The organism is Enterobacter sp. CP102 (assembly GCF_025152625.1).
GTDB lineage: Bacteria > Pseudomonadota > Gammaproteobacteria > Enterobacterales > Enterobacteriaceae > Enterobacter > Enterobacter soli.
Genome location: NZ_CP104014.1, coordinates 1,900,924 through 1,923,492, shown reverse-complemented (window position 1 = coordinate 1,923,492; position 22,569 = coordinate 1,900,924). Strand labels below are relative to the sequence as shown.

22 protein-coding genes are annotated in these 22,569 nt (G+C 53.6%); 7 read left to right on the top strand and 15 right to left on the bottom strand.

What is annotated here, in order from left to right; translation table 11 throughout:
* The first annotated feature begins 107 nt into the window (after positions 1 to 107).
* The 4 genes from hxpB (at position 108) to N1249_RS08990 (ending at position 3,881) form a co-directional block, all read left to right on the top strand.
* A complete protein-coding gene (gene hxpB, locus N1249_RS09005) occupies positions 108 to 779 on the top strand; it encodes a hexitol phosphatase HxpB (protein WP_259836929.1) in 672 nt (223 codons plus the stop codon).
* A gap of 137 nt (positions 780 to 916) precedes the next feature.
* The gene (gene kduD, locus N1249_RS09000; protein WP_259836921.1) at positions 917 to 1,678 is read left to right on the top strand and encodes a 2-dehydro-3-deoxy-D-gluconate 5-dehydrogenase KduD; all 762 of its coding nucleotides are present in this window, start codon (positions 917 to 919) and stop codon (positions 1,676 to 1,678) included.
* 94 nt (positions 1,679 to 1,772) lie between these two features.
* The gene (locus tag N1249_RS08995; protein WP_259836899.1) at positions 1,773 to 2,363 is read left to right on the top strand and encodes a metal-dependent hydrolase; all 591 of its coding nucleotides are present in this window, start codon (positions 1,773 to 1,775) and stop codon (positions 2,361 to 2,363) included.
* Between the two features lie 126 nt (positions 2,364 to 2,489).
* Complete coding sequence (locus N1249_RS08990; RefSeq protein ID WP_259836896.1) at positions 2,490 to 3,881, top strand: L-cystine transporter; 1,392 nt, start codon at positions 2,490 to 2,492, stop codon at positions 3,879 to 3,881.
* A gap of 48 nt (positions 3,882 to 3,929) precedes the next feature.
* Here N1249_RS08990 and cedA read toward each other — a convergent pair whose 3' ends face one another.
* Positions 3,930 to 4,169, bottom strand: coding sequence for a cell division activator CedA (gene cedA / locus N1249_RS08985; RefSeq protein ID WP_041162217.1), 240 nt, complete (start codon positions 4,167 to 4,169; stop codon positions 3,930 to 3,932).
* 203 nt (positions 4,170 to 4,372) lie between these two features.
* Between cedA and katE the strand changes: the two genes are divergently transcribed.
* Entirely contained in the window at positions 4,373 to 6,622 is a 2,250-nt protein-coding gene (gene katE, locus N1249_RS08980; RefSeq protein WP_259836892.1) for a catalase HPII, read from the top strand.
* Between the two features lie 91 nt (positions 6,623 to 6,713).
* Here katE and chbG read toward each other — a convergent pair whose 3' ends face one another.
* The 7 genes from chbG to osmE all read right to left on the bottom strand — a co-directional run bounded on the left by chbG (position 6,714) and on the right by osmE (position 12,575).
* The gene (gene chbG / locus N1249_RS08975; RefSeq protein ID WP_259836890.1) at positions 6,714 to 7,472 is read right to left on the bottom strand and encodes a chitin disaccharide deacetylase; all 759 of its coding nucleotides are present in this window, start codon (positions 7,470 to 7,472) and stop codon (positions 6,714 to 6,716) included.
* Between the two features lie 11 nt (positions 7,473 to 7,483).
* Positions 7,484 to 8,839, bottom strand: coding sequence for a 6-phospho-beta-glucosidase (locus N1249_RS08970; protein ID WP_259836888.1), 1,356 nt, complete (start codon positions 8,837 to 8,839; stop codon positions 7,484 to 7,486).
* 111 nt (positions 8,840 to 8,950) lie between these two features.
* Positions 8,951 to 9,769 carry a transcriptional regulator ChbR gene (gene chbR / locus N1249_RS08965; protein WP_014069885.1) on the bottom strand — a complete coding sequence of 273 codons (819 nt, stop codon included), beginning with the start codon at positions 9,767 to 9,769 and terminating at the stop codon, positions 8,951 to 8,953.
* A gap of 29 nt (positions 9,770 to 9,798) precedes the next feature.
* The gene (gene chbA, locus N1249_RS08960; protein ID WP_014069884.1) at positions 9,799 to 10,146 is read right to left on the bottom strand and encodes a PTS N,N'-diacetylchitobiose transporter subunit IIA; all 348 of its coding nucleotides are present in this window, start codon (positions 10,144 to 10,146) and stop codon (positions 9,799 to 9,801) included.
* Positions 10,147 to 10,193: 47 nt separating this feature from the next.
* Positions 10,194 to 11,552, bottom strand: coding sequence for a PTS N,N'-diacetylchitobiose transporter subunit IIC (gene chbC / locus N1249_RS08955; RefSeq protein ID WP_014069883.1), 1,359 nt, complete (start codon positions 11,550 to 11,552; stop codon positions 10,194 to 10,196).
* 80 nt (positions 11,553 to 11,632) lie between these two features.
* Entirely contained in the window at positions 11,633 to 11,950 is a 318-nt protein-coding gene (chbB, locus tag N1249_RS08950) for a PTS N,N'-diacetylchitobiose transporter subunit IIB (protein ID WP_014069882.1), read from the bottom strand.
* A gap of 280 nt (positions 11,951 to 12,230) precedes the next feature.
* Positions 12,231 to 12,575 (bottom strand): osmotically-inducible lipoprotein OsmE, encoded by a 345-nt coding sequence (osmE, locus tag N1249_RS08945; protein WP_259836884.1) that lies wholly within the window; start codon positions 12,573 to 12,575, stop codon positions 12,231 to 12,233.
* A 231-nt stretch (positions 12,576 to 12,806) separates the two neighbouring features.
* Here osmE and nadE point away from each other — a divergent pair, with 231 nt between their 5' ends.
* Positions 12,807 to 13,634, top strand: coding sequence for an ammonia-dependent NAD(+) synthetase (gene nadE / locus N1249_RS08940; RefSeq protein ID WP_259836883.1), 828 nt, complete (start codon positions 12,807 to 12,809; stop codon positions 13,632 to 13,634).
* A 116-nt stretch (positions 13,635 to 13,750) separates the two neighbouring features.
* Positions 13,751 to 14,629 carry an excinuclease Cho gene (gene cho / locus N1249_RS08935; protein WP_259836872.1) on the top strand — a complete coding sequence of 293 codons (879 nt, stop codon included), beginning with the start codon at positions 13,751 to 13,753 and terminating at the stop codon, positions 14,627 to 14,629.
* Here the strand turns inward: cho and ves are convergent.
* From ves to N1249_RS08900, 7 genes are all read right to left on the bottom strand, one after another.
* Positions 14,607 to 15,164, bottom strand: a complete 558-nt coding sequence (ves, locus tag N1249_RS08930; RefSeq protein WP_259836870.1) for an environmental stress-induced protein Ves — start codon at positions 15,162 to 15,164, stop codon at positions 14,607 to 14,609. The two genes, cho and ves, sit on opposite strands and share 23 nt — an antisense overlap.
* Before the next feature lie 298 nt (positions 15,165 to 15,462).
* Positions 15,463 to 15,957 (bottom strand): ATP-independent periplasmic protein-refolding chaperone Spy, encoded by a 495-nt coding sequence (spy, locus tag N1249_RS08925; protein ID WP_259836868.1) that lies wholly within the window; start codon positions 15,955 to 15,957, stop codon positions 15,463 to 15,465.
* Between the two features lie 371 nt (positions 15,958 to 16,328).
* Positions 16,329 to 17,294: a succinylglutamate desuccinylase gene (gene astE / locus N1249_RS08920; RefSeq protein ID WP_259836866.1), complete on the bottom strand. Its 966-nt coding sequence runs from the start codon at positions 17,292 to 17,294 to the stop codon at positions 16,329 to 16,331.
* A 10-nt stretch (positions 17,295 to 17,304) separates the two neighbouring features.
* Positions 17,305 to 18,630, bottom strand: a complete 1,326-nt coding sequence (gene astB, locus N1249_RS08915; RefSeq protein ID WP_259836864.1) for an N-succinylarginine dihydrolase — start codon at positions 18,628 to 18,630, stop codon at positions 17,305 to 17,307.
* Entirely contained in the window at positions 18,617 to 20,104 is a 1,488-nt protein-coding gene (gene astD, locus N1249_RS08910; protein WP_259836862.1) for a succinylglutamate-semialdehyde dehydrogenase, read from the bottom strand. The genes astB and astD overlap by 14 nt, the downstream gene beginning before the upstream one ends.
* Positions 20,101 to 21,135: an arginine N-succinyltransferase gene (gene astA / locus N1249_RS08905; RefSeq protein ID WP_014069872.1), complete on the bottom strand. Its 1,035-nt coding sequence runs from the start codon at positions 21,133 to 21,135 to the stop codon at positions 20,101 to 20,103. Before astA ends, astD begins: the two co-directional genes overlap by 4 nt.
* Complete coding sequence (locus tag N1249_RS08900) at positions 21,132 to 22,352, bottom strand: aspartate aminotransferase family protein (RefSeq protein WP_259836859.1); 1,221 nt, start codon at positions 22,350 to 22,352, stop codon at positions 21,132 to 21,134. Before N1249_RS08900 ends, astA begins: the two co-directional genes overlap by 4 nt.
* Positions 22,353 to 22,569 lie beyond the last annotated feature (217 nt).

The following is a 22,569-nucleotide window of genomic DNA, read 5'->3' as shown; positions in this document are numbered from 1 at the left end:
CCTGCTGCCCATCATTTTCGCCCGCTCTTTAAAGGCAATATGCTAAATTGCAGACTGCACTTAGCACTTATCGTCTGTCGTACACCCTGAATTAAGGAGAAGTTGTGATGTCGACACCGCGCCAAATTCTTGCCGCTATTTTTGACATGGATGGATTACTTATTGATTCCGAGCCGCTGTGGGATCGTGCAGAACTGGATGTCATGGCCAGCCTTGGCGTGGACATTCGTCGCCGTAACGAACTTCCCGATACGCTGGGGTTACGCATCGACATGGTGGTTGAACTCTGGTACGCCCACCAGCCGTGGGTTGGGCCCGACCGCGACGAAGTGACGGCGCGCATCATCAATCGCGCTATTACCCTGGTTGAAGAGAACCGCCCGTTGTTACCCGGTGTGCGTGAAGCCATCGCCCTGTGCAAAGCACAAGGCCTTAAGGTTGGGCTGGCTTCGGCTTCTCCGCTGCATATGCTGGAAAAAGTGCTGACGATGTTCGAACTGCGTGACAGCTTTGATGCGCTGGCATCGGCAGAAAAGCTCCCTTACAGCAAGCCGCATCCGCAGGTCTACATGGACTGCGCCGCGAAGCTTGGGCTTGATCCTCTCACCTGCGTTGCGCTGGAAGATTCCGTTAACGGCATGGTGGCATCGAAGGCTGCGCGGATGCGCTCAATTGTCGTCCCTGCCGAAGAAGGCCAGCATGACCCGCGCTTTGCCCTTGCTGACGTTAAACTTGCCTCGCTGACCGACCTTACTGTGCAACACCTGCGCGGTGAATAACGCATTATCTCAGGCAGCACTCGCTGCCTGAATCTGCAAATCACAAAAATAAAACATCGTTTCATTTTATTTGCTTTTCTGCTTATTGCCTCCTATTCTTGGGTCAGAACGACAATAACCCTACTTCTGAGGCGCGTATGATACTGGATACCTTCACTCTTTCTGGAAAAGTGGCCATCGTTACCGGGTGCGATACCGGGCTTGGACAAGGAATGGCCGTTGCCCTGGCTCAGGCCGGGTGCGATATCGTGGGGGTAAACCGAAAAATTCCTGAAGAAACGGCCGCCCGGGTCACCGCCCTCGGCAGACGTTTTCTGGCGATCCGGGCCGACCTCGGCCAGCAGGAAAGTATCCATGCCGTCGTCACGAAAGCAGTTGCAGAGATGGGGCGCGTCGATATTCTGGTGAACAATGCGGGCACCATCCGCCGTGAAGACGCTCTTTCCTTCAGTGAAAAAGACTGGGATGAGGTCGTTGACCTGAATCTGAAATCAGTCTTCTTCCTTTCTCAGGCGGTCGCCCGGCAGTTTATTGCCCAGGGCCAGGGCGGTAAAATCATCAACATAGCCTCCATGCTCTCGTTCCAGGGCGGTATCCGCGTTCCCTCTTATACGGCCTCGAAAAGCGGCGTGCTTGGCATCACACGCCTACTGGCAAACGAATGGGCGGCTCAGGGGATTAACGTCAATGCCATTGCGCCAGGTTATATGGCCACCAACAATACGCAGCAGTTACGTGATGATGAGCAACGCAGCCAGGCGATCCTGGACCGTATTCCTGCGGGGCGATGGGGATTGCCCGACGATCTGCAAGGCCCGGTGGTATTCCTGGCGTCATCGGCATCAGACTACATTAATGGTCACACCTTAGCCGTTGATGGTGGCTGGCTCGCGCGTTAACGTCGTTTTGTGACAAAGAGTTACACCGTCACCTCTTCCGCCCACTGTATAAAAACCCTATACTGTATGAATTGACAGTTTTCTGGGTTTTATCATGACGGCGGAAGGCCACCTGCTTTTTTCTATTGCTTGCGCAGTGTTTGCCAAAAACGCTGAGCTAACGCCCGTGCTTGCCCAGGGTGACTGGTGGCATATTGTACCTTCAGCAGTGCTGACCTGCCTGTTACCCGATATCGATCACCCTAAATCATTTCTCGGACAGCGGTTGAAGTGGGTTTCCAAACCCATCGCCCGGGCGTTTGGTCACCGGGGATTCACTCATAGCCTGCTGGCCGTGTTCGGTCTGTTGACCCTCTTCTATTTAAAGGTTCCTGAAAGCTGGATAGTGCCCGCAGATGCCATTCAGGGCATGGTACTCGGCTATCTGAGCCATATTCTCGCCGATATGCTGACCCCTGCGGGTGTGCCGTTGCTGTGGCCGTGTCGCTGGCGGTTCCGCCTGCCGATCCTGGCGCCACAGAAAGGTAACCAGCTGGAGCGCGTTTTGTGCATGGCGCTCTTCGCCTATGCCGTGTGGATGCCGCAAACCTTGCCCGAAAATGGTGCAGTTCGCTGGTCTTCCCAGATGATCAATTCGCTGCAACTTCAGTTCAATCGATTTATTAATAACCAAATTGAACATTAAACCCGCAAATTAAACACATTTGTCATAACCCATTCCATTTGGATATAAGCGCTACATCACACTTCTGCTAACCTTGCGCCAACAGGTTCGGTAAAACCGACCACATAATAAATCAGGAGAACGGGGATGAACTTTCCACTCATCGCGAACGTCGTTGTGTTCGCTATTTTGCTAGTGCTTCTTGCTCAGGCGCGCCACAAACAGTGGAGCCTGGCGAAGAAAGTACTGATCGGTCTGGGTATGGGTGTCGTATTTGGTCTGGTGTTACAGGCAATTTATGGCTCAGATAATCCGGTACTGAAAGACTCTATTCAGTGGTTCAACATCGTGGGTAACGGCTACGTACAGCTGCTACAGATGATCGTGATGCCGCTGGTGTTTGCTTCCATTCTGAGTGCGGTTGCACGTCTGCATAACGCCACTCAGTTAGGTAAAATCAGCTTCCTGACCATCGGTACGCTGCTGTTCACTACGCTAATTGCCGCGCTGGTGGGTGTTCTGGTGACCAACCTGTTTGGTTTGACCGCAGAAGGTCTGGTGCAAGGCTCTGCTGAAACCGCGCGTCTGGCTGCCATTCAGTCTAACTACGTGGGCAAAGTCGCCGACCTGACCGTTCCGCAAATGGTGCTCTCCTTCATTCCGAAGAACCCGTTTGCTGACCTGACCGGTGCGAATCCAACCTCCATTATCAGCGTGGTTATCTTCGCGGCCTTCCTGGGTGTGGCAGCGCTGAAACTGCTGAAAGACGATGCCCCGAAAGGTGAACGCGTTCTGACAGCTATCGATACCCTGCAAAGCTGGGTAATGAAGCTGGTGCGTCTGGTGATGCAGTTAACGCCTTATGGTGTTCTGGCTCTGATGACCAAAGTCGTTGCTGGCTCTAACTTACAGGACATCATTAAGCTGGGTAGCTTTGTGGTTGCCTCTTACCTGGGTCTGGGTATCATGTTCGTGGTGCATGGCATCCTGCTGGGTGTGAACGGCGTTAGCCCACTGAAATACTTCCGCAAAGTATGGCCGGTACTGACATTTGCCTTCACCAGCCGTTCCAGCGCAGCATCCATCCCGCTGAACGTTGAAGCGCAAACCCGTCGTCTGGGTGTGCCTGAATCTATCGCCAGCTTCTCTGCGTCCTTTGGTGCCACCATCGGTCAGAACGGTTGTGCAGGTCTGTACCCGGCAATGCTGGCAGTGATGGTTGCCCCGACTGTGGGTATTAACCCGCTCGACCCGGTGTGGATTGCAACGCTTGTAGGTATTGTCACCGTGAGCTCCGCCGGTGTTGCTGGTGTGGGCGGTGGTGCAACCTTCGCCGCGCTGATCGTACTGCCTGCACTGGGTCTGCCGGTCACTCTGGTTGCGCTGCTGATTTCCGTAGAGCCGTTAATTGATATGGGCCGTACCGCACTGAACGTAAGCGGCTCAATGACCGCGGGTACGCTAACCAGCCAGTGGCTGAAGCAGACTGACAAGGCGATTCTGGAAAGTGAAGACGACGTCGAACTGGCGCACCGTTAATCATTGCTGAATTAAAAAAACCGCCTGATGGCGGTTTTTTTATGGCTGTTATTCTTCAACCTCTTCATCCTGGCGGGTCTGTACCGCCCAGCGCTGCGCCGATTCCGGCACCGTAAACGCAGGGGAACGACGGAAATGTTCGCCGATCAGCACAAAGGCCACGTATTTACCCCGTAACTGCCAGACATCGCGAAAACCATCCACTTTCAGAGCATGGTCAGGCGGAGCGGGTTCAACGCGGGGCACATAGCTAATAACCTGGCGGTTTTGTTGACGAAGAGGTTTCATAAGAGACTGGTTCACTAAAGCAAATTCTGGAAACAGGAAAATTCTATGATAGCCGATCCTTCCCCCACGCGTCGCGCCTTCCATGCTGTACACAGCTTCTTTCGTTAACAATGGCATCTGAAAACTCTGAGTTCGCCAGCCACGTCATCACATTGTACTACCCTTAATAAGGTTTTTAGCAATGAATAAAGGAGACGCGTGCAATGTCGAACAAAGATAAAACACATCAATCACCCATTCATGGCACTGAAGAATCTCAACCGGGCATGGACTCTCTCGCACCTGCGGATGGATCGCATAAACCCTCACCCGGCCTGTCAGCCCCAGGCGAACAACCTACAGCATCAGGAAGCCTGAAATCCCCGGATACGGGGAATGAGAAGCTGAAATCACTGAACGCTCAGCGCAAAAACGGCGAAGACTTTGCCCTCACCACCAACCAGGGGGTGCGTATCGCCGATGACCAGAACTCCCTGCGCGCAGGGACACGCGGGCCAACCCTGCTGGAGGACTTTATCCTGCGGGAGAAAATAACTCATTTCGACCACGAGCGGATCCCGGAGCGGATTGTTCACGCTCGTGGTTCAGCCGCGCATGGTTATTTCCAGCCCTATAAAAGCCTGAAAGCGATCACCAAAGCGGGCTTTCTTTCCGACCCGGAAAAAATCACGCCAGTTTTTGTCCGTTTCTCCACCGTTCAGGGTGGCGCAGGTTCAGCAGACACGGTGCGCGATATCCGCGGGTTCGCGACCAAGTTTTATACCGACGAGGGCATTTTCGATCTGGTTGGCAATAACACCCCGATATTCTTCATTCAGGATGCGCATAAATTTCCTGACTTTGTCCATGCGGTAAAACCGGAGCCCCACTGGGCCATACCGCAGGGACAAAGTGCGCACGATACGTTCTGGGATTATGTCTCACTGCAACCCGAAACGCTGCACAACGTCATGTGGGCAATGTCGGACAGAGGCATTCCGCGAAGCTTACGCACGATGGAAGGATTTGGTATTCACACCTTCCGCCTGATTAACGCCGAAGGTAAAGCCACCTTTGTGCGCTTTCACTGGAAGCCTGTTGCGGGTAAAGCCTCGCTGGTGTGGGATGAAGCCCAAAAGTTGACCGGGCGTGATCCGGATTTCCACCGCCGTGAACTGTGGGAATCCATCGAAGCGGGAGATTACCCGGAATACGAGCTTGGGCTTCAGTTGATCCCGGAAGAGGACGAATTCAAATTCGATTTCGATCTGCTGGATCCGACCAAGCTTATTCCCGAGGAGCTGGTTCCGGTGCAACTGGTCGGCAAAATGGTGCTCAATCGCAACCCGGACAATTTCTTTGCCGAGAACGAACAGGCGGCATTCCACCCGGGACATATCGTTCCCGGACTCGATTTCACCAATGACCCTCTGCTACAGGGGCGTCTGTTCTCTTATACCGATACGCAAATCAGCCGTCTTGGCGGGCCAAATTTCCACGAGATCCCGATTAACCGGCCTACCTGCCCGTATCATAATTTCCAGCGTGACGGGATGCATCGCCAGGATATCGATACCAATCCGGCGAACTATGAGCCAAATTCAATCAACGATAACTGGCCGCGTGAAACCCCACCGGGCCCGCAACGCGGCGGTTTTGAGTCTTATTCGGAGCGTGTTGAAGGGACAAAAATCCGTGAGCGAAGCCCATCGTTTGGCGAATATTATGCGCACCCTCGCCTGTTCTGGAACAGCCAGACCCCGATTGAGCAGCAACATATTATCGGTGCCTTTAGCTTTGAACTGAGCAAAGTCGTGCGAACGTACATCCGCGAGCGCGTTGTCGACCAGCTGGCACATATCGATATTCAGCTGGCTCAGAGCGTTGCCGATAAGCTCGGCATTACCCTGAGCGACGAGCAGCGTAATGCCGTACCGCCAAAAGACGTCAACGGGCTGAAGAAGGATCCGTCCCTCAGCCTGTATGCGGTGCCGGGCGGCACGATTAAGGGGCGCGTGGTGGCTATCTTGCTGAACGACAAAACACGGGCCAGCGACGTGCTGGGCATAATGCAGGCGCTCAAAACGAAGGGCGTACACGCTAAACTGCTTTATTCCCGTATGGGGGAAGTGACCGCCGATGACGGTTCAGTACTGCCGATTGCCGCAACCTTTGCCGGTGCGCCTTCCCTGACCGTGGATGCGGTAATTGTGCCTTGTGGCGATATCGATAGCCTGCTCAACAATGGTGATGCCGTTTATTATCTGCTGGAGGCTTATAAGCACCTGAAACCCATCGCGCTGGCAGGCGAAGCGCGCCAGTTTAAAGCGTTGTTAAAGGTGGCCGCTCAGGGCGAAGAAGGGATTGTCGAAGGCGATAACGTCGACGATGCATTTACGACGAAGCTGTTTGAATTACTTGCCGCGCACCGCGTGTGGTCGCGCAGCAGTAAGATTGACCAGATACCGGCGTAAAAAAAGCCGGGTGGCTCTTGCGCTTACCCGGCCTACATTTCGACTGGTTTTGTCGGCCCGGTAAGGCGAAGCCGCCACCGGGCTTTTTTACTCACAAATCCCCGAACGTCCCCAGACGATACCCGCGCTCGGCAATCGCATATTTCAGCGACGCCGACGTCAGCACATCCAGCTCCGCCAGGCGTGGCCAGCAGTAGGCGCTTTTGCGCACGGTGTTGTCGACAAACGCAGGATGCGCCATCACCTCCACCGAGCGTTCACCGCGTGCGGCGGAATCATCCAGCACTTTCAGAAACAGTGCTTCGCTAATTTCATCTCCATAAAACGCGCTGCTGAAACCGTCGGTCGTCACCGCAGAAGATAACAACAGCCCGTGCAGTGCCTGGACGTCACGATCCACGCGCATCGCCACCCCTTTACGTTGGGCAAAATCCGCAACAATCGGGAAAATCGCCGGGATCATATGCACGTGATGATGGCTATCAATGTGCGTCGGTTCACGACCGAAGAGATCGACAAAACGGTTGAACTGACAGTCCAGTTCACGGGTAATTTCCTCGAGTGGCAAGGCATTCTGCTCAGCCATTTCCCAAATCCATTTCCCCAACTGTCCGTCGCGTGTCAGCCCCGGCATCGGTGAAATCGGCATCCCGAGCGTGAGGACAAAATGCATCCCCACGCCCAGCTCCGGAACTTCACGGCTCAGCGCTGCCGCATGGTCAACCGCCTCGCCGTTGACAAGCGTCGTGGTCGAGGTCACTACACCCCGACGACAGGCTTCAATGATGCCGTAGTTCTGCCCTTTCGACAGGCCAAAATCGTCGGCATTTACGATCAGCAGGTTTTCCATCGTTCTCCCTCTTAACGGTGGTTGAACTTCAGCTTCTCAACCGTTGCAGCAAAGTTTGGCAGCCATTTTTCATGCGCCAGGATCATCTCACTCGCCAGCTGTTCTGCGTCACGATCGGAATGCACCAGCGGGCTCAGGTTCAGCGCCAGCAGGACGTCATTCAGCTCGCCGCTCAGCGCCGCATTGCTTGCCGCCACTTCAAACCCTTTAATGGTATGGATGAGTCCCATCACTTTGTCATCGAAGTGAGTGATACGCGGATGCGGTTTCGCGCCGTCGCGACCGAGGATACAGGTCATCTCAACCGCCCAGTCAGCCGGGATATTGTCGATGTGTCCGTGGTGCGGCACGTTGACGTAGTGCTCGGCCTGTTTGTCGTTGTAAATAGCGTTGATCACTTCACAGGCCGCATCTGAATAGTACGCCCCGCCGCGCTGTTCCAGCTCTTTTGGTTTCACATTCAGGTTTGGATCTTTGTACAAATCAAACAGTTGTTTTTCAACTTTCTGCACTACCTGCGCGCGTGCACCGCCTTTATAGTACTCGCCCATTTCGATGGCCAGCATCTCTTTCTGCTTGAAGTAGTAAAGCAGATACGAACATGGCAGCAGGTTAAGGGAACGGATCAGCCCTTCGCTGAACGGCAGATCGAAGATATTTTTAACCGATGCCGCGGTCAGGCGACCGGAAGCCACGCCGTCGAGCAGTTCAGCAAAGCGCGATTTACCGTTAACAATCACATCCTTGATAAAGACCATGTGGTTCAGGCCGAACAGATCGATGGAGAGATCGTCGCTGTCGCGCAGTTCCAGCACGTCGCGGATAAACATTTTCATACCGATCGGAATGTTACACACGCCGATAAAGCGTTTAAAACCGGTGTGACGATAGACGGCTTCAGTCACCATGCCTGCCGGGTTGGTGAAGTTAATCACCCACGCCTTCGGACAAATTTCTTCTACATCTTTGATGATGTCGAAAATCACCGGAATGGTACGCAGACCTTTGAACAGACCGCCCGCGCCGTTGGTTTCCTGGCCCAGATAACCGTGGCTCAGTGGGATGCGCTCATCCAGCTCACGGGCTTTCAGCTGGCCTACTCGCAGCTGTGTCGTCACGAAATCGGCATCTTTCAGTGCAAGACGGCGATCCAGTGTTTTATGCACGGTTAACGGTACGCCCGCTTTTTCGACCATGCGCTTGCATAGTTCGAAAATAATATTCAGCTTCTCTTGCCCTTCTTCTACGTCCACCAGCCATAATTCGCTGACCGGCAATTCATGATAACGTTTCAGAAAACCTTCGAGTAATTCCGGGGTATAACTGCTGCCGCCGCCAATGGTCACGACTTTTAATTTCTGTTGCATAATATCTCCCTTAACGTATCAGGTTAACCGCCTGCAAAGTATAGCGCTCTCGTCCCGCTATTTTGGGCAAGCAATTACGTCAATATTTCTGGCGGATAATACCGCCGATAGTCAATTAATTACCGTCAAGCTTTTCCGGTAACTGTTAGGCGTGAATGAGGTGAATTTTTTAAATGTTTTAATAAACAGGCTGGGGCTACTGTAGCCGGACTCATAAGCAATGTCGGTTACAGAGTAGTTGGTAATTTCCAGCTGTTTTTTGGCAAAATTAATGCGGATCTCATTAATAATTTGCACCGGCGTCTTACGATAATAACGCTGAGTTGCCCGGGTTAAATATTCCTGAGATTTACCTGACAGCGTCACCATATTCTCCAGCGCATTGTCGCTGAACTGGCCTTTATCGTGCATAAGCTCAACGGTGCCACGTAACCACTGCGGGATATCGTCAATCACCTGCTGCTCTTCACGATGGTGGCGCAGGCGGTTCATCACGTAGAAGGTTACCGTTTCAATAAATTCGTCGAACTCATTGTCGCGGAAGTTAAGCGAAGCAATGACCGTTTCTATCCAGGTCATAAACTCGTTTTTAACGCGATACACCTGCGACGCCACAAAGCAGAACGGCACCAGCGGCAGATAGTGTTTCTCAAAGAAGCGTTTGCTGACGCCGACATTGAGGATCCGCGTTGCGCCAAATTCGTAAAAGCTCTGGTGGTAAGAGCCCATCGGCAGGAAGACAAAATCACCACGCTCCAGCAGAACACGCTTACCGTTGATCTCCTGGTAGTAACGTCCGGTCAGAACAATCGTGAACTCGTAGTAGTCATGCTGGTGCAGGCCACTGGCGCTCTCCGTCTTGTTGTAAATAACCACGTGAAAATTCTTGCCATTAAACAGTTGCTGCTCAAGTGCGGTTTTAATTTCCATCGTGCTGACCTCCTGCTTACGACTCTGACTTAGTGCATTTTTTCGTGAAGCTCGATTAACTCTGCCACCAGCTCGCGTGCCAGCATCGAGGTCATCAGGTGATCCTGGGCATGAACCAGCACCAGACTCACTTTCATTTTCCCTTCGCCCTGGTCGCCTTCGATGAGCTTCGTCTGTACCAGATGCGCTTCATTCAGTGCGGTACGGGACTGATCCATCATGGTTTTCGCTGCGGCGAAATCGCCCTGCTTAGCCTGCTTGAGTGCGGCATACGCCAGGCTGCGTGCTTGTCCGGAATTGATGATAAGGCCCATCACCACTTCTTCCAGATCGTTCTCTTCGGTTTCTTCAGCAACGATACTATCCAAATCTAACATCTTTTAGCTCCTTTTCGCTGGCGCGGGTTACCCCGCGCCGGTCAAACTTAGAATTTCAGTGAGAGGGCAATATCCTCTTCGCTCTCTTCTTCATCGATGATGGTTGCAGCTTTGTTCGCAATCGCCACAAACGGCATGTAAAGCAGTGTTGCAATCCCGAGGTTGAATATCGCCAGCAGGAAAGCCGCGATGCTACCGTTGGTGTTGAAGAACGCACCCAGACCTGCCGGCATTGTCCACGGTGCAATGTTGGTGATTGGCGGGATAATGCCCAGGTAATACGCCGTCAGGGTAATGGCAGCCAGCAGTGGCTGAATCAGGATGAATGGAATGAACATTACCGGGTTCATGATGATTGGCAGACCAAACAGAATCGGCTCGTTAATCTGGAAGATGCCTGATGGCAGCGCCAGCTTCGCAACCTGACGGTAGTCAGCGCGACGAGAGACAATAAAGACCGCGATGATAAGACCCAGTGTTGCCCCTGTACCACCCAGGAAGATATAGGAGTCAAGCATCGGCTTCGCCCACACATGGAAGGTTTTACCGGCTGCCAGTGCCGCATCAACGGAACCGTACTGCTGGTAAAGCGCTACGTTTTCCAGTGCCCACGGGGTCATGATGCCGCTGTCCAGCGCCGCCAATGCCAGTGAACCATGCACGCCGAAGAACCACAGCAGAGAAGTGAAAATCACGTACGCCCAACCGACCACGCCACCCATTGACGCCAGTGGCGTAGAGATAGAGTCCATGATGATCTGGTGGAAGTTTGTACCCCAGTGAGAAAGCGCCCAGGCAATAATCCCCATGATGGAGAGAATAATGAAGCCTGGAATCAACGCGGAAAATGAACGGGAAACAGATTCAGGAACACTGTCCGGCAGGCGAATAACCCAGTTGCGGCGGACAATAAAGGTGAACATCTCTGCAACCACCAGACCGATCACAATACCGGAAATAATGTTTGCACCACCTAACCAGTTAGCGCCTACAGCATACGCTTCGCCCACGCTGTAAGGGGTAACAGTCATAAAGGCAGCAACGGATAATAAGCCCGCTGCCAGCGGATCAACTTTACGCTCTTCTGCCAGCGCCATCCCGATAAAGAATGGCGCCATCAGCGACATAATACCCAACGTACCGTTGTATACATTGCCGCCGATGGCTTTAAAACCATTAAGGGTTTCAATTGTAGAAGCGTCTAACCGAATTCCTAATGAATAAAAGAAGGAACCTTCACCAAAGCTCAGAAAAACGTTGTTAATTAAAACGAACATTGCCCCGGCCAGCGTCAACGGCATTAATTTAATAAAACCGTTTTTGATGGCATTAACGTGAGGCTGCTTTCCTATTTTAACAGCAAAAGGAAGGAGTACCTTTTCAAGTGAAGCGATGACTTTACTCATAGGAAAATACCCTTAAATGCCGCAACTCATGTTACGGCGTATTGTGTGTGAAATAACTCTTTGACGGGAAAAATAAAAGATTAATTAGCAGCTTTTTTAATTGCTGCAACAGCAGCTTTCAATACACCTAAACCATCGATCTTGCCGTACAGCCCCGAGTCGATAACTTCGACCGGTTTATTCGGTAACAGACGTTGAATTTCTGGCAACATGTAGGCGATTTGCGGCCCTAACAGGACAACATCGGCACTCTGGCCCTTTTCACCCGCCAGCGTTTCAGGAAACGCTTCAATCACCACAGGGACTTCATATTTTTCAGCCTGCGCACGCATCTTAGAAACCAGCAGTGAGGTTGACATGCCCGCAGAGCAGAACAGGTAGATATGTTTCTTTTCCATAGTAACTTCCCTCTTTTTAACCACCCGACGTCGCGTTCTCACTCGACTCGCTATCCCGGCTGACGGATGGTTTGCTTACCATTGTTTGTCGTTGGAGTGAGTATACGCAATGGTACAGAGAGGGGATAATTCTGAACAGACTCAAATTGTCTCTCATTGACCTGGCTTGTTGACTACCTTCACATTTCGGGCAAATAATTCGCGCAAAGAAATAAGATTTCCCTATACATAAAAAAACCGGCCATCTGGCCGGTTTGTTAACATACTCAGGCAAGCAGGGTTACTGCGCCTTAGGTGCCTGCGGATCGGTATCGTATTCGGCACAGGTCTGATAGCCGGAATTGATCACGTGTCCCGTGTCATCCAAAGCAACAAAATAGGTTTCAGCCTTACCATCACGTTGACCCAGGATATAGGTCTGGCAGGTACCTTTTGCATGAATCATCGTAATTTCAGAAGAAGGCGTACCGGCAATCGCAGCCACCTGCGAACGCGTCATGCCTTTTTTAACATCTTTCACTACAGGCTGAGTGAACTGATCTTTGGTGCGATCGTAAGCCGTACACCCTGCCAGCATAGTCAGAACTGCCGCTGCACTTAGAATTCCTGCTACATTCTTGTTCATATTCCGTCCTCTTGTTTTTCAGCGTGTTATCTAAGCATGGGATAAAAAGTACTATTGTTCAACTTTGCGAGTTTCGCCAGAGGAATTTCGGAGGATTCCGCTAAAACAAAGATAACCTGCTAAATCGCCGTAAATTCCCGCACTCAAAACTGTGATCCTTGTCGTTTTACGCCCAAAGGGTTAGTTTTAACAGATCATACATTCTGTTTAGTTCTGCATATGGAGGGCGTAATGGCTCTGCAACAAGAGATTATTCAGGCGCTTGGCGTCAAGCCAGCGGTCGATGCACAGGAAGAGATCCGCCGTAGCGTCGATTTTTTAAAATCTTATTTAAAAACGAACCCTTTCCTGAAGTCACTAGTACTGGGCATCAGTGGTGGTCAGGATTCCACGCTGACCGGCAAACTGTGCCAGCAGGCCATTTCAGAACTGCGTGAAGAAACCGGAGACGTTGCGCTGCAATTTATTGCGGTGCGCCTTCCGTATGGTGTGCAGGCCGATGAACAGGATTGCCAGGACGCCATTACCTTTATTCAGCCCGACCGCGTGCTTACCGTAAACATCAAAGGATCAGTGCTGGCGAGTGAACAAGCGCTGCGCGAGGCCGGTATTGAGCTGAGCGATTTTGTCCGTGGTAACGAGAAAGCGCGTGAGCGTATGAAAGCGCAATACAGCATTGCGGGTATGACCAAAGGGGTGGTGGTCGGGACTGACCATGCCGCAGAGGCCGTTACCGGCTTCTTCACCAAATACGGTGACGGTGGTACCGACATTAACCCTATCTTCCGCCTCAACAAGCGTCAGGGTAAGCAGTTACTTGCCGCGCTCGGTTGCCCGGAACATTTATATAAGAAAGCCCCTACGGCCGACCTGGAAGACGATCGCCCTTCCCTGCCGGATGAAGCCGCGCTGGGTGTAACTTACGAAAATATCGACGATTACCTGGAAGGTAAAACGCTGGATGCAGGTATCGCGAAAATTATCGAAGGCTGGTACCTGAAAACCGAGCACAAGCGCCACACGCCGATTACGGTGTTCGACGATTTCTGGAAGAAATAGTCACCTTTTGCCGGGTGAGTAAAAACGCCACCCGGTAATCCCCCTGAACCACAGCCTCTTTTTTAACCACCCCACACCTGCTAGACTGTATACATAAACAGTATCCGGAGTGCTATGTGAGCAGGCGTCAATCGGCCCCGCGTCTTGAGTTTGAAGCGGCGGCAATTTATGAATATCCCGAACATCTTCGCCCCTGGCTTGAGGCATTACCGAAACAGCCAGGCGTGTATCTCTTTCACGGTGAAAGCGACACCCTGCCGCTGTATATCGGCAAAAGCGTTAATATTCGCAGCCGGGTTATGTCCCATTTCCGCACGCCGGATGAGGCAGCAATGCTTCGCCAGTCCCGGCGAGTCACCTTTATCCGGACGGCTGGCGAGCTGGGCGCACTGCTGCTTGAAGCCCGCCTGATTAAAGAACAACAACCGCTTTTCAATAAACGCCTGCGCCGCAATCGCCAGCTCTGCTCTTTACAGGTAATCAACGACAAGCCGCAGGTGGTTTACGCACGCGACGTCGATTTCGCGCACACGCCCAACCTGTACGGTCTGTTTGCCAGTAAACGCGCCGCGCAGCAAACGTTGCAGACGCTGGCTGACGATCTCCAGCTCTGTTACAGCCTGCTGGGGCTTGAAGCCACAACCAGAGGCCGCGCCTGTTTCCGCTCCGCGCTGAAGCGCTGTGCCGGAGCCTGCTGTGGAAAAGAGAGTATTGCGGATCACCAGGCACGATTTCTTGCCGGGCTGGAGGCCATCAGCATCACCTGCTGGCCGTGGGAAGGCGCCATTGCGCTAAAAGAAACCGGGGATGGAATGACGCAATATCACATCATCCACAACTGGCTATGGTTGGGGGCGGTCGATAGTTTAGACGACGCGACAACATTACTGCGCATACCCGCCGGATTCGATCACGATGGCTACAAAATTCTCTGTAAGCCATTATTCACCGGCGAGTATGAGGTTATTTCACTCAGTGACCTGCCAGCCAGATAATCTCACCAAACAGCAGCGTGCCTTCGGATTCAAGCAGCCGCAGGGTATGCGTGCCGTCATCCCAGCTGGCGCCCTGATCCGCCGTCAGCAGTTTATCGCCAAGCTGCCAGGCGCCGCTGAGCACAAACGCCACGCCGCCACGTGAAGCAAAAGTGGTGAAGGTACGGTCGGCCACACGCACTTTCGCCTTACAGCGATCCCGACGGGTCATGACGTTGAAGTCCATCGACATCTGGCCATCACTGAGCAGAGCCTTCACCGGCAGATCGCCCGCGAAGCTAAAGGGCTGGTGGTGCTTCAGGGTATGGCAAAATGCCTGACCGGCATCCAGCGTCACTTCCCCGCCTTCCAGCAGGGTAATGACCCGGTCGACCCCCGGGAAAGATGAGAATTCGCCGTTGCTGGCGATAGTTGCAATACTGGCGCGCCAGGAAAAATCGCGCGTCGCGGGAGGAAAACAGCAAATTTCACGTGTCTCGCCGGCACCATTGCGCCAGAGACTGACCGGCATTTTACGGATATCAAAGAACTCCATCACCACTCCTGAAAGGCACAACATGTGCCAGGGCAGCAATATCACTATCGCTGCATTCTTGGTTGTTATCGTTGGGAACTCACAGACGTATTATCGGCAGCAGAACGCGCAGGCCTTAGACGGGCGTAAAGAAAAAAATAACGCCATGACTCTGCTGAACATTCTCTGGAGCGACTACAGGAGGATACCGCGCTTCTGGCGGCAGACAAGAGGCTGTAAAAGAAAAAACCGCCGGTCCTGTCCACAGCGTTTGCGCTTTTGTGGACAGGATCCCGGCGGTCTTAAGATGTTGAACCGATTATTCGGTTGGTGCTGGCATTTTACCTTCCGGCGCCGGGCGTTCTGTCAGATGCTTCTCAAAATTGGCATTAAATTGTTTTTTCTGTTCCGGCGTCAGAATGTTGTAGATCTTGTTCTGAGTTTCCATGCGAGCCAGCATTCCGGCTTTGTGCTGCTCAGCCATTTTGTCGATTTGCGCTTCGGCTTTCGCTTTATCGAAGCTGTCGCTGGCGATGATGTCATGCATCGCGCGGCGTTCTTCCAGCGGCGGACGTTTCATCTGGTCACGCTGGCTTTTCATGATGTCGCGAACCTGCTGTTTCTGTGCATCGGTCAGGTTCAGGTCTTTAAACATCATGTCGTGGTGCATCCCCGGCTTGCCTTTATGATGCATCATCATTTTGCCTTCGGTTGGTGCGGCAGTCGTGGTGGTCGCGGTATCTGCGGCGAACGCCATGCTGGTAGCGCCCAGAGCCAGGGTAGAAGCAACAAACAGTGCAGTTAACTTACGCATAATTTATTTCCTTACTTTCAGTTATTCTTCGGCGCTATGCCGTGTTGACGAGATTAACTTTACGGGGTTTATCGTCAATAAGTCAGAGCAACGGTAAAACAATGAAAGTGTAAAAAACAAATTATCGCCAAATGTGGAGAAATTAAGGATAAAGCATGGAGAGTTGAAACGAAAATATACAACACAGTGATTTTAAAGGGATTATGAAGGAGTATATACAATCGATGATTATTTTAAAAGCAATTAACCAGGAATAATCTGCAAAAAACGGCACTCCGCAATAATAGCTAAGAAAATAAGTTTGTTAGTGGCAGTGAAAATAACTCATCAGGACTGCGGCCCGCAGCCTGCTGCTATGGGCCGCAACGGTATTAACGCATTTTCTCCAGCATCAACCCTGCCCGCAGGCCAAATGCCACGGACGGGTTTGGAAACAGCACATACTCTGTTTTCTCATGTACTTCATAACGCTCATCGCCATCCTCTGCCAGTAAAACCCCCTGACGAAACGGCGTGAAGTTTAGCGTGTGCGCGGCCATGTGCAGCTGAAACGCATCGCTGCGCCGCGTGATCTGCTGCACCACCCGATAGCGCTCAACATGTTCCTGGCAATGTTCTGGCGACGTTCCTCCCAGCAACGCCCGCAGCGCCAGATGCGTAGGGGCAAAACGTGAGAGATCGTTCTGGCCAAACGGCAGCGCTTTGCCCAGCTCCAGCGTACAGGACAGCGCGCCAAAATTATCACAGGTGAAGTGGGTAAAGGTCCCGCCAGGCGACTGATGGAATACCAGCGCCTCCAGGCCCGCATCGCCCAGCCAGGTCAGGAATTCTTCATCCCACGGCTGATTACGCTGCGGTAAAACGCCAAATCGCACATGGTATGAAGCGCGGATCGCCGTATGCAGATCGAGATGCCAGCGGTTTTCCCCGGCAGTGGCGAAAAAGTCTGTCACCACATTTTCCAGCCACTGCGCACGGTCGGTTTCATCACTTTGCGGGAACTGCGACCAGCGGCCACCAAACATCCGGTTAATGTCGCTCACGACATAACGTTTGTTTTGCGCCAGCGCCTGGGGGTTTCCTAATACCACCAGTAGCCGACAATGCAGGGCGACATCACCGCGATACAGCGCGTGTAACAACAAATCGACAATCTCAACCGGCGCAGTTTCGTTGCCATGAATTCCGCAGGAGAGCACCAGTGACCGCTCGCTTACCTCCTGCGGTGTCAGTTCAAGAACACCCCGCCCCAGCCACCGCCAGTGGAACGAGGGGCCGTCACCTTCATGCTGATCGGGTGTTTCGTCCGCCAGCGTCAGCGCCAGTAAATTCTCCATAACAGCTCCTTTAACGCTGGAACGGGTAAACAGAGCCCAGGTGCAGAATCGTGGTGAGGTCATCCAGCGCCTCACGCCCTTCACGCAACAGTTGTGGGTCGACCAGATCAGCCTGCGTTAACCTGTCGCGGTAGTATCTGTCCACCCAGTTATTCAGGGTGTTAAACAGCGTTTCATTCATCACTACCGCAGGGTTAACCGCCTGCATCTCCTGCGGGGTCAATACCACCCGCAGACGCAGACATGCCGGCCCACCGCCATTTGCCATGCTTTCACGCAGGTCAAAGACCCGCAATTCATCGATAGGGTTATCCGCCTTCACCAGTTCGCTCAGATAACGCCACACGCCGGCGTGATTGCGCGACTCTTGCGGCAGCACCAGCACCATACTGCCGTCATCCCGGCTCAACAGCTGGCTATTAAAGAGGTAGGTTTCGACAGCATCCTGCACACTTACCGCGTCCGTTGGCACCTGCACCGGCATAAAGCCGGGCACGCGTTCATGCAGCGTGGCCAGGAGTTTGTCCTGATGCGCAAACGCCTGTTCATGGCAGAACAATACCTGGCGGTTAGAGACGGCAATCACGTCGTTATGGAACACGCCCTGATCGATAACATGCGGGTTTTGCTGGGCAAAAATCACCTGCTGCGGGTTAACCTGGTTCAGCCGTGCTACCGCCTGGCTTGCGGCCAGCGTCTGACGCGCCGGATAGCGAGACGGCGCCGTACCGCCGCCCTCTTCACGCCCGTAGATAAAGAGTTGCAGACCCGGCTCACCGTAATCCCCGCCCAGGCGATTGTGGTTAGCGGCGCCTTCATCACCAAACATCGCCACCTGCGGCAGCGCCGGGTGCACACTAAAATGCGCATCATGGCTAAAAATGGCGCGCAGGACACGCTCGGTGGTTTCCGCTTCAGTGGCGCGATGGAATTTGTTATTCAGGTTTGCAACGGTCAGATGCACTTTACCATCCAGTGTATCCGCTGAAGGCGCAACGGTTGCGGCATTCGCCACCCACATCGAAGATGCAGAACTGGCGGCGGAGAGCAGATAAGGCACCTGCGTCCCGGCCTTCTCGATAACCTGTTCATCACTGCCGCTGAACCCCAGCTGACGCAATACCGGCACGTTCGGGCGCTCCTGCGGCGGGATCACCGCCTGCGGGAACCCGGCATCCGCCAGCGCTTTCATTTTCAGAAGCCCCTGCTTTGCCGCCAGCTTCGGGTTAGAAACCTGAAAACGGTGCTTTGTCGAGGCCTCATTGCCAAACGACAGCCCGGCGTAGTGGTGCGTAAGCCCCACCAGCCCGTCAAAGTTAACTTCACGCGCTTTCATGGCCATTCCCCTGCGTAAAATCCAGACCCGGGTTCAACGTTTCCGGCAGCGTCAGCGCGGGTGTTTCAAGGCTAGCCATCGGCCACGCGCAATAATCTGCGGCATACCACGCGCTCGCACGATGGTTACCCGATGCACCCACGCCACCAAACGGTGCGGTACTTGCCGCGCCGGTAAGCGGTTTATTCCAGTTCACAATCCCGGCTCGCGCTTCCAGCAGCAACTGGTCAAATTTTTCCCGCTGCGGGGAAATCAATCCGCTCGACAGGCCATAACGGGTGTTATTCGCCATCACAATGGCGCTGTCAAAATTGTCATAACGCCAGACGCACAGCAGCGGGCCAAAGACCTCTTCATCCGGTACGTTGCTCGCGCCACTCATCTCAATAATGCCCGGCGTTAACAGCGAAGCACCCGCCTGCACCTGCTTCGGCTCCAGCAGCGTTTTCGCCCCACGCGCCACGTGATCCTGCCAGGCTTTCAGCACGTTCAGCGCCGCCTGCTCGGAGATCAATCCGCCAATAAACGGCTGCGGATCGGCATCCCATTTTGCGGGCACCAGACGTGCCGTGACTTCAACCAGACGTTTCAGGAATGCATCACCCTGCGCACCACGTTTTACCAGCAGACGACGCGCACAGGTGCAGCGCTGCCCGGCGGTAATAAAGGCGGACTGAATGGTGAGATGCACTGCGGCATCAATATCATCGGGATCTTCAACAATCAGCGGGTTGTTACCGCCCATTTCCAGCGCAAGGATTTTCTCCGGCTGCCCCGCCAGCTGGCGATGCAGCTGATACCCGGTTCCGGCGCTGCCGGTAAACAGCAAGCCGTCGATATCGCTAAGTGCGCTCAGCGCCTGGCCCGTTTCACGTCCGCCCTGCACCAGGTTCAGCACACCTGGCGGCAGGCCAGCCTGCTCCCAGAGTTTGACCACGGCTTCACCGGTCAGCGGCGTTAACTCGCTGGGTTTAAAAATCACGCTATTGCCCGCCAGCAGCGCAGGCACAATGTGTCCATTCGGCAGATGGCCCGGGAAGTTGTACGGTCCAAACACCGCCAGCACACCGTGCGGACGGTGGCGCAGGGTGGCCGCACCATCCGGCATCTCTGTCTGTTGCTCACCGGTACGGGTATGGTAAGCCTTCACTGAAATGGCAATTTTATTGATCATCGCCGTGACTTCAGTGGCGGCTTCCCAGCGTGGTTTACTGGTTTCCGATGCAATAATGCGGGTCAGCTCAGCTTTGTTGGCGTCGAGCAGCGTGGCAAATTTCTCAACTATCGCCTGGCGCACGGTAAAGGGCTGCCTGGCCCAGGCCGGGAACGCGCGTCTGGCCGCTTTACAGGCCTGTTCCACCTGTGCGGTGCTGGCATCGTTCCCCTGCCATAGCACCTCTTTGCCCACCGGATTGGTTTTAACGCGTTGTTCGCCTTCGCCCGTTACCCAGTCACCATTAATCCATAAACTCATGCTGTTTTCTCCTCAGGGCAGAGTCTCACCAGGCGAACCGTGTCGCCGGCATTACATTTCAGGGCATCCAGCTGAGCTGGTGTCAGCACCAGACGTTCACATTTCGGGTTAGTGTGGACCAGCATGGCGCGGAAATTGTCATAGTGCTCATTGGCTACCAGGCAGGCTGGCCACTCACCCGGTGCGGGCTGGCCTTCAGAAACGCCCACGAGACGGCTTTTACGGATCGCACGAACCCGATCGATATCGCACTCAAGCGTTGGCCCACCGTCGAAGATGTCCACATAGTTGCGGTAGCGGAAACCTTCTTTCTCAAGCACCGCGCGGGCAGGCGCAGTTTGCGGATGCACTTCGCCGATCACCGCCTGCGCTTCGGGGCTCAGGAAATGGGTATAAATAGGATGTTTAGGCATCAGTTCGGCAATAAAGGCTTTCTGCCCGGTGCCGCACAGATAATCCGCACGGCTGAACTCCATTGAGAAAAAGCGCTCGCCCAGGCTTTCCCAGAACGGGGAATACCCTTTGTCATCGATAACGCCGCGCATCTCGGCAACCACTTTTTCATTAAAACGATCGCGAAACGCGGCCATAAACATAAAGCGCGATTTCGACAGCAGATACCCGTTACCCTCTTTGCGCCAGGCCGGATCCAGGAACAGAGTGCAAAGCTCGCTGGCGCCGGTGTGGTCATTACAGAGAAAGAGCGTTGGCAGCGCGTTATAGACGTTCAGCTCTTTCGATGCATGAACCATGGTACCAACGCGGTAGTTGTACCACGGATCGTTGAGCCCGACGGCTACCTCGATGGCACAAATCCCGGCAACGGTTCCCGTTTCAGTATCTTCCAGCACGAACACATAGCCCTGTTCGCTTTTTGGCAACGTCCCCTGCCAGGTATGCAGGGCGCGCTCAATGCGCGCCGACAGCGTTTTTTCATCAGCAGGAAGCGAGGTCAACCCGCCTCCCGTCTTTCCGGCAAGCAGCATGAGCCCGGCGAGATCGCCACGCTCAACGGGACGGATGACCATCATGATGACACCCCGGACTTCACATGTTCACAGGCCAGCGCAAAACGGTCTAAACCGGTTTTAACCTCTTCTTCGCTGACGATAAGCGCAGGGGCAAACCGCACCACGTTGGCACCGGCAATCAGCACCATCACGCCCATTTTTGCTGCTTCCTGTGAAATAAGTTTAGCTTTTCCGGCAAATTCCGGCGTGAGTTCGCAGCCAATTAACAGCCCCAGACCGCGGATCTCTTTAAACAAACCCGTCTTGCTGTTGATGGCATTCAGACGCTCAACAAACCAGTCATGGCGCTGCTTCACGCCATTGAGCACTTCTGGCGTATTGATGATATCCAGTACCTGACCGGCCACAGCAGAGGCCAGCGGGTTACCGCCGTAGGTGGTCCCGTGGGTGCCCACTGTCATCACGCTGGCGAATTTATCGGTAGTCAGCATCGCCCCGACAGGGAAGCCACCGCCCAGCGCTTTAGCGGTAGAGAGTACGTCCGGCGTCACGCCGTAGTGCATATAGGCATACAGCTCGCCGGTACGGCCAACCCCGGTCTGCACTTCATCGAAAATCAGCACGGCGTTATGACGATCGCACAGCTCACGCAGCCCTTGCAGGAAGGCTTTTTGCGCCGGAAGCACGCCGCCTTCGCCCTGCATCGGCTCAACAATCACCGCACAGGTGGTATCGTCAATCAGCTCTGCGGCGGATTGCAGATCGTTGTAAATGGCGTGGCGGATATCCGGCGGCAGTGGCGCAAAATCCTGCGAATAGGACGGCTGACCGCCCGCGCTCACCGTAAAGAGCGTGCGGCCGTGGAAGGCGTTCTTAAAGGCGACAATACCGCTCTTATGCGCGCCGAATTTATCATGGGCATATTTACGCGCCAGCTTCAGCGCCGCTTCGTTGGCTTCTGCCCCGGAGTTACAGAAAAAGACTTTTTCTGCAAAGGTGGCATCAATCAATTTTTTCGCCAGACGCAGCGCAGGCTCGTTGGTATAGCCGTTACCGGTGTGCCAGAACTTCGCCGCCTGATCGTTCAGCGCCTGACGCAGCGCCGGGTGCGCATGGCCCAGCGCGTTTACCGCAATCCCGCCCGCAAAGTCGATATACTCTTTGCCCTGCTGATCCCACAGGCGCGAGCCTTCCCCACGAACCGGAATAAAAGCCGCCGGAGCGTAAACCGGCATCATCCATTCATCGAAATTTTCACGCGTAATTGACAGAGACATAGCGACCTCATCCGGTAAATAAAAGGTTGTTTAAATGTTAAATAATTGAGTGTTTGCACTGTGAATGTAGATTGCAGAGTTCGTGCCAGCCAGCGATAAAAGTGCATAAAAGGGATGAGATGACAGAATATCAACAAGTTACGATATGGAGTTATTCACTGTTATTGCATAAAAAGTGAATATTTTTACGATAAGCGGCGGTTTGCCGAACGAAAAC

What these genes read in the sequence shown, in the direction of transcription:
- chbB (WP_014069882.1), bottom strand. Translation starts at nt 11,950, where the DNA reads ATGGAAAAGAAACATATCTACCTGTTCTGCTCTGCGGGCATGTCAACC.
- hxpB (WP_259836929.1), top strand. Translation starts at nt 108, where the DNA reads ATGTCGACACCGCGCCAAATTCTTGCCGCTATTTTTGACATGGATGGA.
- N1249_RS08970 (WP_259836888.1), bottom strand. Translation starts at nt 8,839, where the DNA reads ATGCAACAGAAATTAAAAGTCGTGACCATTGGCGGCGGCAGCAGTTAT.
- chbA (WP_014069884.1), bottom strand. Translation starts at nt 10,146, where the DNA reads ATGTTAGATTTGGATAGTATCGTTGCTGAAGAAACCGAAGAGAACGAT.
- katE (WP_259836892.1), top strand. Translation starts at nt 4,373, where the DNA reads ATGTCGAACAAAGATAAAACACATCAATCACCCATTCATGGCACTGAA.
- N1249_RS08900 (WP_259836859.1), bottom strand. Translation starts at nt 22,352, where the DNA reads ATGTCTCTGTCAATTACGCGTGAAAATTTCGATGAATGGATGATGCCG.
- kduD (WP_259836921.1), top strand. Translation starts at nt 917, where the DNA reads ATGATACTGGATACCTTCACTCTTTCTGGAAAAGTGGCCATCGTTACC.
- chbG (WP_259836890.1), bottom strand. Translation starts at nt 7,472, where the DNA reads ATGGAAAACCTGCTGATCGTAAATGCCGACGATTTTGGCCTGTCGAAA.
- astE (WP_259836866.1), bottom strand. Translation starts at nt 17,294, where the DNA reads ATGGAGAATTTACTGGCGCTGACGCTGGCGGACGAAACACCCGATCAG.
- chbR (WP_014069885.1), bottom strand. Translation starts at nt 9,769, where the DNA reads ATGGAAATTAAAACCGCACTTGAGCAGCAACTGTTTAATGGCAAGAAT.
- astA (WP_014069872.1), bottom strand. Translation starts at nt 21,135, where the DNA reads ATGATGGTCATCCGTCCCGTTGAGCGTGGCGATCTCGCCGGGCTCATG.
- spy (WP_259836868.1), bottom strand. Translation starts at nt 15,957, where the DNA reads ATGCGTAAGTTAACTGCACTGTTTGTTGCTTCTACCCTGGCTCTGGGC.
- cedA (WP_041162217.1), bottom strand. Translation starts at nt 4,169, where the DNA reads ATGAAACCTCTTCGTCAACAAAACCGCCAGGTTATTAGCTATGTGCCC.
- N1249_RS08995 (WP_259836899.1), top strand. Translation starts at nt 1,773, where the DNA reads ATGACGGCGGAAGGCCACCTGCTTTTTTCTATTGCTTGCGCAGTGTTT.
- ves (WP_259836870.1), bottom strand. Translation starts at nt 15,164, where the DNA reads ATGGAGTTCTTTGATATCCGTAAAATGCCGGTCAGTCTCTGGCGCAAT.
- astB (WP_259836864.1), bottom strand. Translation starts at nt 18,630, where the DNA reads ATGAAAGCGCGTGAAGTTAACTTTGACGGGCTGGTGGGGCTTACGCAC.
- N1249_RS08990 (WP_259836896.1), top strand. Translation starts at nt 2,490, where the DNA reads ATGAACTTTCCACTCATCGCGAACGTCGTTGTGTTCGCTATTTTGCTA.
- nadE (WP_259836883.1), top strand. Translation starts at nt 12,807, where the DNA reads ATGGCTCTGCAACAAGAGATTATTCAGGCGCTTGGCGTCAAGCCAGCG.
- astD (WP_259836862.1), bottom strand. Translation starts at nt 20,104, where the DNA reads ATGAGTTTATGGATTAATGGTGACTGGGTAACGGGCGAAGGCGAACAA.
- osmE (WP_259836884.1), bottom strand. Translation starts at nt 12,575, where the DNA reads ATGAACAAGAATGTAGCAGGAATTCTAAGTGCAGCGGCAGTTCTGACT.
- chbC (WP_014069883.1), bottom strand. Translation starts at nt 11,552, where the DNA reads ATGAGTAAAGTCATCGCTTCACTTGAAAAGGTACTCCTTCCTTTTGCT.